General features: G+C 56.0%; 12 protein-coding genes. 9 read left to right on the top strand and 3 right to left on the bottom strand.

What is annotated here, in order from left to right; translation table 11 throughout:
• Positions 1–8: 8 nt before the first annotated feature.
• The gene (locus tag LAO21_09720) at positions 9–578 is read right to left on the bottom strand and encodes a DJ-1/PfpI family protein (protein MBZ5552986.1); all 570 of its coding nucleotides are present in this window, start codon (positions 576–578) and stop codon (positions 9–11) included.
• A 130-nt stretch (positions 579–708) separates the two neighbouring features.
• Between LAO21_09720 and LAO21_09725 the strand changes: the two genes are divergently transcribed.
• Positions 709–1,950: a glycosyltransferase family 2 protein gene (locus LAO21_09725; protein MBZ5552987.1), complete on the top strand. Its 1,242-nt coding sequence runs from the start codon at positions 709–711 to the stop codon at positions 1,948–1,950.
• A gap of 140 nt (positions 1,951–2,090) precedes the next feature.
• Here LAO21_09725 and LAO21_09730 read toward each other — a convergent pair whose 3' ends face one another.
• Both LAO21_09730 and LAO21_09735 read right to left on the bottom strand, forming a co-directional pair.
• Positions 2,091–2,720: an O-methyltransferase gene (locus tag LAO21_09730; protein ID MBZ5552988.1), complete on the bottom strand. Its 630-nt coding sequence runs from the start codon at positions 2,718–2,720 to the stop codon at positions 2,091–2,093.
• 143 nt (positions 2,721–2,863) lie between these two features.
• Positions 2,864–3,352: a tetratricopeptide repeat protein gene (locus tag LAO21_09735; protein MBZ5552989.1), complete on the bottom strand. Its 489-nt coding sequence runs from the start codon at positions 3,350–3,352 to the stop codon at positions 2,864–2,866.
• A gap of 298 nt (positions 3,353–3,650) precedes the next feature.
• Between LAO21_09735 and LAO21_09740 the strand changes: the two genes are divergently transcribed.
• From LAO21_09740 to LAO21_09775, 8 genes are all read left to right on the top strand, one after another.
• On the top strand, positions 3,651–4,145 hold the full coding sequence (locus LAO21_09740) for a TlpA family protein disulfide reductase (protein ID MBZ5552990.1): 495 nt from the start codon (positions 3,651–3,653) through the stop codon (positions 4,143–4,145).
• Between the two features lie 60 nt (positions 4,146–4,205).
• Positions 4,206–4,865: a ferritin-like domain-containing protein gene (locus LAO21_09745; GenBank protein MBZ5552991.1), complete on the top strand. Its 660-nt coding sequence runs from the start codon at positions 4,206–4,208 to the stop codon at positions 4,863–4,865.
• A 27-nt stretch (positions 4,866–4,892) separates the two neighbouring features.
• Positions 4,893–5,159: a hypothetical protein gene (locus LAO21_09750; protein MBZ5552992.1), complete on the top strand. Its 267-nt coding sequence runs from the start codon at positions 4,893–4,895 to the stop codon at positions 5,157–5,159.
• A 64-nt stretch (positions 5,160–5,223) separates the two neighbouring features.
• Positions 5,224–5,658: a heme-binding protein gene (locus tag LAO21_09755; protein MBZ5552993.1), complete on the top strand. Its 435-nt coding sequence runs from the start codon at positions 5,224–5,226 to the stop codon at positions 5,656–5,658.
• 151 nt (positions 5,659–5,809) lie between these two features.
• The gene (locus tag LAO21_09760) at positions 5,810–7,018 is read left to right on the top strand and encodes an aminomethyltransferase family protein (protein MBZ5552994.1); all 1,209 of its coding nucleotides are present in this window, start codon (positions 5,810–5,812) and stop codon (positions 7,016–7,018) included.
• Between the two features lie 83 nt (positions 7,019–7,101).
• Positions 7,102–8,292 carry an MFS transporter gene (locus LAO21_09765; protein ID MBZ5552995.1) on the top strand — a complete coding sequence of 397 codons (1,191 nt, stop codon included), beginning with the start codon at positions 7,102–7,104 and terminating at the stop codon, positions 8,290–8,292.
• Positions 8,293–8,386: 94 nt separating this feature from the next.
• A complete protein-coding gene (locus tag LAO21_09770; GenBank protein MBZ5552996.1) occupies positions 8,387–9,319 on the top strand; it encodes a nucleoside hydrolase in 933 nt (310 codons plus the stop codon).
• 431 nt (positions 9,320–9,750) lie between these two features.
• A complete protein-coding gene (locus LAO21_09775) occupies positions 9,751–14,676 on the top strand; it encodes an FG-GAP-like repeat-containing protein (protein MBZ5552997.1) in 4,926 nt (1,641 codons plus the stop codon).
• The last annotated feature ends 124 nt before the right edge of the window (positions 14,677–14,800 follow it).

A 14,800-nucleotide genomic window follows, 5' to 3' on the forward strand; every position in this document is an offset into this window, starting at 1 on the left:
GAGCGGCGCTAGGCGGTCGTCCCTCGACTTACACCCGCCGGGGCGGTCAATTTTGCCACGATGGCTTCGCCGAATGCCCTTGCGGCATCGGGGTTCTCGCCCGTCACCAGATTTCCATCCACCGTCACCGGCTCTCCCGTATAAACGACGCCTCCTTTTTCAAACTCTTTCATGGAGTCTGCCGTTTGGTATACCGTGGCCCGGCGACCCGTGAGGACACCGGCCCGCGCCAGAACGGCCCCAGAAAGACAAATCGCCGCCGTCGTCTTCCCGGAGGCTTGGGCTTCAACAAGCAGGGCATGCAACAGCCGATCTCCCCAAAGATACTCCGGAGACCCCATTCCACCCACCACCACGATGGCATCGAATTCTGCCATTTTTACCTCCGAAATCAGCAACTCCGGCTTTACCTTCGCGCCCAACATTCCCGTACATTCCATTTTGGAGCGGCTAGCCACCTTTACCGTGGCGCCAGCCGCCTCGAGGATCTGCCGGGGGACAAGCAGTTCCTCATCCCGAAATTGATCGGGGGCAATCACCATGACCACCCTCTTGTTGGTGAGCTTCGATATGACCATGATGCCTCCTTCCTCTGCGTATCTGTAACCGGGGGTTTTCATTGAACGCCGGGAGCATTAAAATTATAATCCCGACCGAACCCAGAGCCTCAACGGAAAGTTTGAACGGAGCCTCGTCCTGATTTCCTTCGTGCTGACAACCTTCTATGTGCTGGCGATCCTTGTGGTGATCCAGGGTGTCGTCTCAGCGTCGGAGGGTGTGCGCTACCATCGATACATTCTATCCACCCCGCGCCGGGAGAGGGTTGAAGGGCCACCGCCGAGGGTCACCGTGATCGTGCCTTGCAAAGGCGATGAGCACGAACTGGTGGAAAATCTGGACGCCGTCCTCCGCCAGGATTCTCCAGCGTTCGAAACCATCTTTGTCACGGCCTCCGCGGATGATCCGGCCCAAGCGGTCTTTGAAGAACTGCGGATCAAGTTTCCCTGGCAAACCATCAAGAGTGTGGTCGCTGGCACGAGTGACCAGCGCGGTGAGAAGGTAAATAATCTGTTGGAAGCGCTCGACCGATCCGATCCTTCCTCAGAGGTTTTTGTCTTTGCTGATTCCGATGCCCAGCCTCCCCCCTTTTGGTTAGGTGAACTGGTCGCTCCACTGCATGACCCGGAATCAGCGGCGGGCGCCTCCACCGGATATCGGTGGTACCTCCCGGAACGTCAAAACCCACCCAGCGTGCTGCGGAGTGCCTGGAATGCCGGGATTGTGACCCTGCTGGGACCCCATGACAATAATTTCTGCTGGGGCGGTTCCATGGCCATCCGAAGAGAAACATTTGAGCGCGCCAGAGTCAGGGATTACTGGCAGCATTCTATCAGCGACGATTATTCATTGACGCAAGCCCTTCGGGATGCCCGACTGTCAATCCACTTTGTGCCTCAATGCCTGCTCCCATCGCGAGGACGCACCACGTGGCGGGAGGTCACGGAATGGAGCACACGCCAACTCATCCTGACACGGATTTATTGGAATAAACTCTGGAAGCTGGCGGCCATCTCACAAACGGTCTTTTCTCTTGTCTTTCTTACGGCTACGGCGCTACTGCCGCGCGAATGGCGGTTATTTTCTTCGACGAAGAATTCCGCACCAGCCTTCTTCAGTTGGATCGCCCAGCTCCCCGTGACCAGTCTTTTGTTTACGATCTTCGTCCTTGGGTTTATTCGGGGGCTCTTTCGGTGGCTTTCTGTGAGAGTCATTCTTTCAGACCACCGGGAGAACCTCAATCACTTCGCCTGGGCCTACATCTTCCTGCCGCCGGTGATCTCCCTCTTTAGCGCATACATCCTCTGGCGCTCGGCCATGACTCGCCTGGTGGCGTGGCGGGGCAAGGTCTACGAGCTGGTCTCGTCGCGGGAGGTCAAGGTCCTGCAATGAACCTGGGGCACTGGGGGGCAGGACAAAGGGGAAGGATGCGGGGAGGCTAGAGATCTCGCGCAGGCCATCTCCAAGTTTCCCGGCGCCTTCTTTCCCGCGCTCTCTTTTGACAAACCCGACTCAAGGCTGGATAGCGGAGGTCAAAGCTTCCGGCACACTGCCACGCCGTCGCGAATCGGGAGAATCGTGGAGAAGAGCCTGTTTGAAGAGTAGATCAGATGATTGAACTCCTGGATCTTTCGTGTCGTAAGATCAGGCCGCGAACGGGCGACACGGCCATCCCAGAGGACATTATCGGTGATAAATAGACCTCCCTTGCGGACTCGTGGAACCGCCAATCCGAAGACGTCCGGATACCAGTGCTTATCGACATCGTTGAAGATGATATCGAAATTGCCCTTTACCTGTTGAATGAGATCCAGGGCATTGCCTACCATCACGTGAATTCTCTTTGAAACTCCGGCGCGCTTGAAATACCCTTCGGCTTCCCTCGCGTTCTTTGGGTTTCCATCCGTGTAGAACACTTCGCCCTGCTCTCCCACCGCCCTCGCCAGCCACAGGGTCGAGTAGCCAATCGCGGAGCCCATTTCAAAAACCCGCTTCGCGCCGATCCCGGTGGCCAGGAGATAGATGACCCGGGCTACCGCTGGACCAATGATCGGGATGGAACGCTTTGTTGCTTCCGTTTCCATCCTCCTCAACACGGCGTCCCGGCGCGGGAGCAAATCGTAAACGTACCGCTCCACTTCGCGATTTGTAATCTCGTTCATGTCAGCTCCTGAACTCAGCGCGATTTCTAAATCTGCGGTTGTGATCCCCAAGGCGGGACCCGGAACGGTATCAAGACCCTTCTGCCCTCCCCCTCGGTGATTTCACCGACAGGTTCCTGTCGTTCGCGGGGTTCCACTTCCCGTTAATTGATCTTCCGTTTCAGTTGGTCCAGTGCCCCGCGAGCCAGGGTGTAACCCGGAGCGATCTCAAGCGAACGCTCCAGGCAGGTGCGGGCCCGGGTGTACATTTCTTTGGCAAGATAGATTCGCCCGAGGTTGTAGTGAGGATAATGATAGGCATCATACCGCTTTGCTTCGATGGCCTTTTCAAGCCAAGGGACCGCCTCGTCGGGACGGCCCAACTCAATCAGGTAAACACCGATATCGTTGTAGGGATTTCCAAAATCCGGATCGACCTGAATGGCGCACCTGCATTCTTCGATCGCTTCATCGATCCGGCCCTGAAAGCTGTAGGTCCACCCCAGAAAAGTATGTGCTTCCGCTGTGGGGAAGACCTCGATGGATTCCCGGTAGAGATCAACGGCCTCGTCCAAATCGCCGCTCATCTGTTTTTCATACGCCTGTCGAAATAATTCGACGGCGCGCTCGATCACATCAGGATTACTGAGCATAGGAAAGCGCATCATACCTGACCCCCGGAAAAAGTGGAAGAGCCCAATTCCCAGCCACCTTGGGAAGGGGGTCCCACGTCAACCCCGGACTCGAGATTGAATAATTCCTTAAAAGTAGTTAGAATTTGGACTCGCCTTCAGAAAAGTGCGGCCTGGCTCTCTTGTCTAAAGCCGGTCAGTTCAGAAGAGGCTTCTTATTGCGGAAAAATGGAAAGGGACCCGGAAAATGATGAAACACCCATCGTGGGGCGCCACAGTTCTAATGAGGCTTCTTCTTCCTCTCTCTGTACTCATACTCATGTCCTCTTACGGCGCCCGCTTGAATGCGGCGGAACCGGGTCAGTCTCCTGGCGCAAAGCCGGCACCCAAACCGTTTGAGATCCCTCTCATCAACGCCCGGAAATTCAACGAAACGCTGAAGAAGCTCAGAGGCAAAGTCGTTGTGGTCAACATGTGGGCCACCTGGTGCGTCCCCTGTCGAAAAGAGTTCCCATTGCTGGTTGAGCTCTACCGGCAGTACAAATCCAAGGGGATGGAACTTCTGGCGATATCGAACGATGATCTCCAGAATCTTGACGATGTTAAGGATTTTGTCAGGGAGCGCAACGCTCGATTCCCCGCTTACATCGTCGATCCTGATGGGGCAAACGATTTGCGGGAAGCAATTTATCCGGAATGGACCGGAGGGCTGCCCTCAACGTTCGTCTTCGATCGTCACGGTGATCTGAAAGGAAAAATCCTGGGAATGCTTGACCGTGAGGAGTTTGATAACACGATTAAACCCTTGCTCTGATCTGATCAATTTGCCACGGGGTTATTCCAATCGAAAGGTTCGCAAATAGCGCGGGGGACCATGGACAGCAAAGAATTCGTGAAGCAACTTCAAACAGCCAATGACAAGATCCTGGAACGCCTCCGCTCCACTGTTGATGTTCACTCCGGGCCGGAAGCGGCGATGTCCATTCCGAGTCTCTTGAAGATCGCCCTGAAAAATGAAGTCGAGGCCACGGAGTTGGCAGCGGTTTGGATGCCGACCACCACGAATGTAGAGGTGAAGATGGCTTTCGCGCGCCAGGTGGGCGATGAAGCCAAACACTACCGGCTTATCGAGGAGCGGCTTCATCAGTTGGGAGAATCGCTGGAGGGGTTCAATCCTCTCAGTCACGGCTATTCGCCGCTGTTCAAATTTTTGAGTGTGCTCCGTGATATGGTGGATCGCGTGGCCGCCGCCCAATTTACCCGCGAGGCCATCGCCGTGGTCAAGAACGAACAGTTCATTGCCTTGTGTGAAGCGAAGGGCGATCATGAAACGGCGCGCCTTTATCGGGACATCATCCAACCGGATGAGGAATTCCATCACGAGCTGGGTCGAAGGCTCCTGGAAAAGTATGCCACGACCGAGGAATTGCAGGCGAATGCCCGTCTCAGCGCCCGGCAAACGCTGGAGCTGGCGGATGAACTGCAGGGTCTTGCTTACCAGCAACTCGGAATTCACCATGCTCCCGGCTGTTGAGCCGTGACCCTCCAGCCTTGAGATGCCATGCCTGATCTATTTCCGGTCGCCGACCATCTTCTGAGCCAGCTGATTGAACAGCAGCGCGCCAAAGTGATGCTCCTGGCTCGTTCGCTGAACTCGTCCCTGACCTTTGAGGACCTCTTGAATCCCCAGACTTTTCCCGAGTTGGCGGCTAATCCCGCTTTTAACTACGAGGATGGAATCCTGGCAGGACTCTTGAGTGCACAGATGGCCTTGCGCGCAGAAAGCCGGCGACAGCCCCCGTCACAAGAATCCCGGGCTGCGGGCTGAACAGAGACGACGCCCGCCAGGTGCCCTTCGCGGAGACCCTCGAAACCACTTTGGAACCCTCCCCATGATTAATGTTCCCAAACTGACGCTCGAGGATGTTAAAAAAATTATGGACGCGGCGGAATCGAAGGCGCGCTCCATCGGTGTGGACATGGACATTGCCATCGTGGACGACGGCGGCCATCTGCTCATGTTCCTCCGAATGGACGGCGCCAAGATCACCTCCATCCAGGTCTCGATTGACAAGGCATTCACGGCGGCCGGGGCGCGCCGTCCGACGCATGAATACGCTGCGGTCGCCGGCGCCGGAGGCCCTGCCTTCGGCATTCACGTCAGCCACCAGGGACGTTTTTCCATCGTCGGAGGCGGATTTCCCATCTTTGTGGAAGGACGCATCGTCGGAGCCGTGGGGTGCAGTTCGGGAACAGCGGAACAGGACCGCGAAGTGGCTGAGGCAGCCATACAGACGTTTTTGAAAGGCATGTCCAAAAAGGGCTAGCTTCAGCGCTCCTCAGCCCGGCCCACCCCAGCCCGGGCGAGTTCGAGGCCGCCTTCTGTATCGACTGCCTCTTCCAAATTTCCTTCCCCGATCAAAAAACAATTCCGCTATAATGACCTTCTTTTGCATATCGTAGAAATGGTCTTCCTTCATGATGAAGAGAACAGTTCTCCACGACATTGAAAAAGCGCTTGGCGCGGCCTTTGAAGTCCGATCCACACCCGGCCCGGAAGCCGGACAAGAGACCTGGGAAATCGCATCCGTCTATTCGACGGTTGAAGAGGAATATGCAGCGGTCCGCGAGCGGATAGGATTGTTCGACTTCTCCCACCGGGGAAAAATCCGGGTGAAAGGCCCCGACAGCCTCAAGTACCTGCACGGACAGGTCACCAACGAGATCAAGAAACTGCCCTTGCATTCCGGATGTTATGCCTTTGCATTAACCCACAAAGGGGCCCTCGTCGGAGACTTGAACATATACCGGACCGGCAAGGAAGAACTTCTGATCGATACTTCCGAGTTCTGTGCGCACCGGGTTTTTGATCAACTGCTGCGCTTCGCGATATCCGATGAGGTGGAGATCGAAAACATCACTGAAAACATCTGCCACCTCGGCATCCACGGGCCGGGAACCATCCGTTTCCTTCTCGAACAGCTCCAGAATGGCGGGGCGGAAGGGACGTGGCCGCCGAATTCCATTCAGGAGCTCACCCTGGAATCCAGCCGGTTCCTCGCCGCTCGACAAGGCTATGGCAAAGAGACGGGGTGGACCGGGGAGGAGGGCTTCGATCTCTTTCTGGAGGGACAGGATCCTGAGAAATTGTGGAAGACACTCCTGGAAAAAGGCAAGCCATATGGCCTGAAATGCGCCGGCTCGGATGCCTTTCACACATTGCGCCTGGAAGCCGGGGTTCCCCTTTACGGGGTGGACATGACAGAGGATCATCTTCCACAAGAAGTTCTTGCTTCCGCGGATGACTTTCGCCGGGCCATTTCCACCGACAAGGGATGTTACATCGGACAGGAAGTCGTCGCCCGCCTTGTTTCTCGCGGACATGTGAACCGTGTCCTCGCAGGAATGATTTTGAACGGGGCAAATGAACCCCAGACGGGTTCTCAACTGTTTGACGGGGGAAAGGCGGCCGGGGTGTTAACCAGCACCTCTTGGTCCCCTTCCCGGAGGAAGATCGTGGGGCTCGGGTACATCCCTTCCCTCCGGAATGGGCCGGACAATGAATTCTCGGTTGGCACGCCGGATTCGACGATTCAGGCGAAGGTGGTTTCCCTTCCCTTCTACACAGCAAAAATTGCAGGTGGAGAGGAGCTTTCCAACCTGAATTGGACGACCGGGACGCACTGAGTCGGGCTGGAATTCCCCATGGGTCCGACGATCGCCCTCTCATCCGCATTCATCCGGGTTTGCCCGAATTCACAAGCTGACTCATGAGACAAAAATCTTCCCTGTTCACGATCTTTCTCATCGTTTTCATTGATCTGCTCGGCTTTGGCATTGTTGTCCCCTACCTTCCCTCGTATGCGGTCGAAAAATTCCAGGCGACCAATTTCGAAGTGGGCTTGCTGATGGCCAGCTTTTCCTTCATGCAATTCATTTTTGCCCCGATCTGGGGTGGCCTGTCGGATCGCAAAGGGCGTCGGCCCATTCTGATTATGAGCCTGGCGGGCGCCAGCCTTTCCTATTGGATCCTGGGGACTGCGAACACCCTGCCGCTTCTTTTCTTCTCACGTCTCCTCTCCGGAACTGCCGCCGCCAATATTTCAACGGCACAAGCCTACGTGAGCGACACGACGACCCCGGAGAACCGCGCCAAAGGGATGGGAATGATCGGGGCCGCGTTCGGGCTCGGGTTTATCTTTGGACCAGCGATCGGCGGAGCACTCAGCCACGTGGATTACTCCCTCCCGGCATACTTTGGGTGTGGGCTTTCAGCGCTGGCCATGTTGATGACCGTGTTTTTGCTGCCTGAATCCCTCCAGCCCACCCGGGACAGGGTCACCGTGGGACGCCAGATTGGTCCCCGTGCCATCTTGAAAGCATTCACTCATCCTCACCTGGGACTGCTTTTTGCCATTTTCTTCATCTTTACTTTCTCTTTTTCATGTTACGAAACGACCTTCCCACTGGTAGGTCTCAAGAAGTTCGGTTATCACCCGGCCCAGATCGGACTCTGGTTCGCTTATGTAGGCGTGGTGACCGCAGCAATCCAGGGTGGCCTTATTGGCCGGCTGGCAAAACGATATGGCGAGCGCAAGTTAATCATCATGGGTGTCGTTCTAACCATCATTGGCATCGTCTTCATTCCCTATTCGCCGGGCATGAAGGTCCTCGCCGCGGTCCTCCTTTCGCTTGGTGTTGGAGCAGGAATCACCAATCCCTCTCTCTCCAGTTTTATCTCGCTTTCGGCTGAAGCCACGGAGCAAGGCAGCGTGCTGGGAATGTCTCAGTCGCTATCGAGCCTGGCGAGGATCCTGGGGCCGATCTGGGGCGGTTTCGGCATGCAGCACTGGGGATTTGGGTTTCCTTACCTGACTTGTGGCGTGTTGCTGGCCTTGGCGCTGCTGTCCGGACTCAGGCTCCTCAATGCGCGTGCTGTCGTCAATCAGCCGATCGCTTAACACAGTTTGACAACGCTTCGAATCTCTTTTATGGCCCTTCCGATCAGGGTCAGTTTGCGAACCAGCTGAATCGATTGCCTCATGGAGTTGAATGATGCCCCTCCCGGTTATCCTCGATTGCGACCCTGGACACGATGATGCGGTAGCCATTCTGCTGGCCTGCGCATCTCCCGAACTGGAAGTGCTGGGAATTTCCACTGTGGCCGGGAATGTCCCCCTTGAAAAAACGTCGAAGAACGCACTGAAGATTTGTGAGCTCGCAAAGCTCGATCACGTCAAGGTATACGCCGGCATGTCGCGCCCCCTGGTGAAGGACCTGTTGACTGCCGAGGAGGTGCATGGGAAGAGCGGGCTCGATGGGCCGGACTTGCCTCTCCCAAGGCGCTCGCTGGAACCGAAACACAGCGTCGACTTCATCATCGAAGAATTACTGCGTTCGAAGGAACCTATTACCCTCATTCCCACGGGGCCCTTGACCAATATTGCGATGGCCCTCGTCAGAGAACCGCGCATCCGAAGCCGCATTCGCGAGATTGTCTTGATGGGGGGAGCGATTGCTGAGGGCAATACTACTCCCGCGGCGGAATTCAACATCTATGTGGATCCTCATGCGGCGGATGTTGTTTTCCGCAGCGGCGTTCCTGTGACGATGATCGGGCTCGATGTGACGCACCAGGCCCTCACGCTTCCGGACCGGTTGAACCGGATCCGGGCGTTGAATTCGCGCACGGCCCTGGTGGTGGCCCAGTTGATTGAGTTCTTCCAGGAGCACCATCGCGTCAAGTATGGAATGGCGGGGCCGCCGCTCCATGATCCCTGCGCCGTGGCCGCCGTCGTGGATCGGACCCTCTTCCATTTCAAGAGTATGCATGTGGCGATCGAACTGGAGGGGAGACACACTCAGGGTCGGACCGTGTGCGACTTATGGGACGTTACCGGAAATCCCGCAAATGCCCAGGTAGCCCTCTCCATCGACGCCCCGCGGTTCTTTGATTTGCTGATCTCCCGCCTGGCTGCTTATCCATAAGGCGGGAGTGGCGCGCACCTCACCATCGAAGAATGCAGGGGGTTACCTGAGGTCGGTAAAACCATGCATTCAAGAGTCTTATCTGCTACCCACTTCGTGGCTTGCGCCACTTTCGGAATCCGGAATGACCGGACACTTATCCCCCCTGATTGCTCCCTTGCAACATTTCCTTGAAAAGCCCGAACTTCGGACTTAGAATTTGTTTGGTCGACCCCCCTGTCGACCTCATGACTGAAGAGCTTGGCCGGTCGGCCAGGTTATGACAAGCCCCCCCCTATCGGCGAATTCTATTGTCTCTGAGGGAAATTTACCTCCCGCTGATCGTCCGCCTCTAGGGACTACAGCAGAGAGTGTGAAAACTTTCACTGTAAAATAACCTGCGCGAATCCGGGATCGAGGGAATTCATCATTTCTCCCAAGGGAGATCATCCATGCCTTATTCATATCGAAGAGGTGTCCAATCCCACAGGTCCATTTCCATTTCAGGTTCCATGCTGGTCTTGCTGGTTACTCTTCTGGGATCTATTGGACAGTCCAACGCCGCCCAAGGGTGTAGTTCCCCCAACTTCTTGGTGGCCCCATCCCTAGGGGTTCTCTCGAACCCTTGGTTGATTGCTGTGGAGGATTTTAACAAGGATGGAATCCCGGATCTGGCATCCGTTGATAGCTCCAGAATATCGATAGTGTTGGGGAACGGGGACAATACATTTAGACCATCGAACACCTACACAGCCGGAACCCATCCCGATTCGCTTGCAACAGGAGACTTCAATGGAGACGGCTTTCCCGATCTGGCTGCCGCCAGCAGCAACTCCGATGACATCTACATCTGGCTCGGAAATGGGGACGGGACCTTTCGCTCCGCGCCCAGCTTGAAGACGGGGGGTCAGCAGAATGTTCGGGCACTCTACATAAACGACTTCAATAATGATGGACGAATGGACTTGGCAGTACTTAGTGACTACTCCACACGCGGGGTCATTGTCCTCCTGGGTAACGGGAATGGCACCTTTGGTCCTGGCAATCTGATCGATACCACCGTCCAACCTCTCTCCCTCGCGGTTGGAGATTTCAACGGGGATGGTAAGCTCGACCTGGCTCTTATGACCAACCTCCCCGACACCAGTTTATTGGTGATGTTAGGAAATGGGGACGGCACCTTCCAGCGATCGAAAACATACAATTCGGGCAATGCATATTCAGTCGCTGCGGGGGACTTTAATCGCGACGGTAAAGTCGACATTGTCGTCGGAAGCATGTATCCAGGAAACGGAATTTCGATTCTCTTGGGAAATGGAGATGGGAGTTTCCAAAATCCCGTCAGTTATGCAGCAGGGCTTTATACGTATGGTGTGCTTGTCGGTGATTTCAACGGGGACGGTAACCCGGATGTGGCCGCAGCAAACGACGGATCGGGAGACGTTTCAATATGGCTGGGTCGAGGAGATGGGACATTGAATGCGGCACAAAACTATGGCGCCGGACGCGGTGTGAAATTCCTCGTCCAAGCAGATTTCAATAGAGACGGAAAGGTCGATTTGCTTGCCGGACCGAGCCTGTCGCTGCTGGTTGGAAATGGGGATGGGACGTTTCGTGGGTTGGTAAATTACAGTGTGGGGAGAGTCCCATCTTCAGTGGCGGTGGCGGATTTCAACGGGGATGGCAAACCTGATCTGGCAGTGGCCGATGCCGCCACCCAAACAGGGACCCAGGGCGATGTTTCCATCCTCCTTGGAACCGGAGACGGTTCGTTCCTTCCTCCGGTCCGTTATCCGGCAGGAACTCAACCGCGATTCATTTCCACGGCGGACTTCAACAACGATGGACGGACCGACGTGGCCGTTGCAGATATTAATACAAACAAGGTGTGGATCCTGCTGGGTAATGGCGATGGTTCTTTTCAACCTGCGGTCGGCAAGGACGTGGCCAGTTACAATCCGAAGGCGTTAGTCATTGCAGATTTTAATGCCGATGGGAATTCCGACCTGGCGGTCGTGGGAACTTCCTACGTGACGGTTCTCCTGGGTAATGGCGATGGAAGTTTTCAACCGCTCATCTACTACACGGTTGGACTTGTCCAGAGTGTTACGGCCGGCGATTTTAATGGAGACGGCAAACTAGACCTGGTGGTGGGGAGCGACTATTATGATCAGCGCATCTCGGTCCTGTTTGGAAACGGCGATGGAACATTTCAACCGCCCCTGGTGACCGCCTCAGGCATGGTGCCTGTCTTTCTTACTGCCGGGGATTTTGATCAGGATGGGAAAATGGATCTGGCCATGGCGGGTCCGTTCTCCGGCGGCCTCTCGGTTTTCCGCGGCAATGGGAATGGGACGTTCCAAGCCCCGCTTAGGTATGCGACCGGCTATAACCCCTATTCGATTGTTGTGGCTGATCTCAACGGTGACGGGAAGAGTGACCTGGCGGTGGCGAATGTGGACTCGCCTAACACAAATCCTGGAAGCATTTCCCTGCTTCTGGGGAATGGGAATGGAACTTTCCAACCGGCTGTAAATTATGTCGTGGGTGCTAACCCCCGAGGCATTGCCGCAGGGGATTTCAATAGGGACGGGAAGATTGACCTCGTTACGGCAAATCAAGGATCAGATAGTGTCTCGATCCTGATTAATACGTGCTCAACTCCGGGTTGCTCGAACATCTCCATCAGTTCCAGCTCGCCATCCCAGCCCGTGGTGGGCGCCCCGTACAGTTCATCCCTGACTGCGAGCGGGGGAGTGCCGCCCTATACCTTCATCCTCAGCTTCGGTCCCTTGCCTGGTGGAATCACTCTTTCTCCTTCGGGCACCTTGTCCGGTGTGCCAAACATAGCGGGGCAGTTCAACTTGACAGTAACGGCGACTGATTCTCAAGGTTGCTCCAAAGGCTTCTCTTTCATCCTGGGAATTCAACCCGCCCAGACTACGACGACTTTAGCCACCTCCTTGAATCCTTCGTTATTGGGACAGATGGTGACACTCACGGCAACCGTCTCGGTGAATCCCCCTTCATCAGGGAGCCCCACGGGCAAGGTAGTCTTCTGGGATGCCGGAACCAAAATGGGCGAAGTTTCTGTCACTAACGGCTCCGCCTCGTTAACGACCTCGAGTTTGATCGCGGGTGAGCACCGTCTCGAAGCAAGTTATTTTGGAGACACCAACTTCACTGAAAGTCGCTCTTCGACCTTGGTTCAATCCGTAACCGCGGGGACAGTTGATTTGTCTCTGACAAACACAGCTCTGCAAAATCCTGTGGATGCAGGATCGAACTTCACCTATCGGATTTCGGTCACGAATCTGACTTCCAGCCCAGCCACAAACGTTACGGTGTCGTCCCCCCTCCCAACTTCCACAACCTATCAATTGCTCTCAGCTCCGACACCCTGGACCTGTTTTCTTCCCTCAGTTGGAACTTCGGGAACCGTGAAGTGCAGCCGGAGTACAATGGCAACCCCTGGACCGGAGGACCTGTTCTTGACGGTCAAAGTCGCCTGCTCTGTGCCGAGTGGCAGCATCTTGACGAGCACCGCCATTCTCAACTCCAATGAGGCCGACTCGAACACCGCGAACAACTCCAGCACCTCCACGGTTACCGTCTCCAATCCAACCGCCATCACTCCAACAGCGCAGTCGTTCCCTTCCGCCGGAGGCACCGGAACAATCAGCATCACCGCTCCCACCGGCTGTGGATGGTCAGCCTCCAGCAATGCCAGCTTCATTACCATCAGCTCGGGCAGCAGTGGGACAGGCAACGGCACCGTGAGCTATTCAGTCACTGCCAATACCGACATCAATCCCCGCACTGGGACAATCACCATCCTGGGGCAAGCCTTTACCGTGAGTCAACTCCCAGCCCAGCGTGGTATTTCCCAGGTACAACTTCCAGTCCCCGCCGGAGGAAGCAACACGACCAGTACTATGGCCACGAGCAGTACAGTGCAGGCCGGTTATGTCACCGTCACGACCAGTCCTGCCAAGAACAATGGCGAGAGCTCTGCCCTCGCTATTGGCGATGAACCTTTTGGAACAGCGGTATTCAGCGTCAGCCAGAATGATATTGTAGTCAGCGAGGCCGGTGTGCCGGCTTCCCCGCCCACTACTTCGGCCCGGATCTTCATTGACTATCGGAGCAATGCGGCGAGCAAACTGGATCGGGCGGAAGACGGGACAATTAACATCAATACGGGTTTTGCGTTCGTCAATCTGGGAACGGCCGCGGCCAACATTTCCTATCGGCTCCTTGATAGCCTGGGACAGGATCATGCCCCCATCGGGCATGGAACGTTGGCTCCCGGGGCTCACCACGCGTTGTTCATTGATCAACTCCAACAGATTGCCCCAGATTTCGTCCTGCCATCCGATTTCACCAACTTCGCGGGCTTAGGATCACTCGAGATCACAAGCGATCAGCCGCTCTCCGTCGTGGCCTTGCGCCTGGTCGGGAACCAGCGTGGGGAAACTCTATTGACCACCACACCAATAGCGGATCTCCAAAGGGCTCCCGTGGCCGGCCCCCTCTATTTTCCTCAACTGGCTGACGGTGGCGGATATCAGACATCTCTCACTCTTCTGAATACATCCAGCACCTGGGAAAGCGGGACCATTCAAATTTTGGACAACCGAGGAACGCTTCTGGCGGTCCATCTCGCGGGTGACCCGGGCGGGCCGGCGTCTGAATTCCGTTACAACATTCCATCAAGAGGCCTCTACATTCTGCAGACGGATGGTGCGCCCTCCGGTGTCAACACAGGTTCGGTTCAAGTGGTGCCGGATGCCGGTAGCCTGGCTCCCGTCGGTGCAGGGGTGTTCAGCTATAGCACAGGTGGAATCCGGGTGACGGAGTCGGGGATTCCCTCCGCTACTGCGACCACCCACGCGCGGATCTATGTCGACCTCTCCGGCGGCCACAACACCGGGATCGCGATTGCGGCACCTGACGGACGTCCACTTCACTTGACCTTGAATGCCTTCCAAACGGATGGCGGAACCCCGGCGGGCAGTGGGTTTCTCGACCTCACCGGAAATGGACACGGCGCCAGCTTTGCCAATGAGTTGATTCGATCGCTGCCGGACGGCTTCACAGGGATTCTGGATATCTCAGCCCCCTCTCCGTTCGTCGCGCTGACCTTGCGGTCCCTGAAGAATGGCCGGGGTGATTTCCTGATCACTACCTTTCCTGTGGCCGACTTCAGCCAGCCTGCACCCGCCCCTGTGGTGTTTCCGCAGATTGCGGACGGGGGAGGATACCGCACACAGTTCATTCTGCTAGGCACCGCCCGTCCCTTAGACACGACCCTCAAGTTCTTCGCCGATGATGGCACCCCTTTGGCCGTGGGAAGAAAAGCGGCGAGTCCGCGATAGGAATTTGCGGGCGATTGCGCAATTCGCTCAAAGCCTGCCCGGATCGCAAGGAGGACAGGGAGACGAGGTCAGAACTGGAATACGTATCAGGATTGCCCTTAGATCCGCCACGAAGGGTTTCCGA

The organism is Terriglobia bacterium (assembly GCA_020073085.1).
GTDB lineage: Bacteria > Acidobacteriota > Terriglobia > JAIQFV01 > JAIQFV01 > JAIQFV01.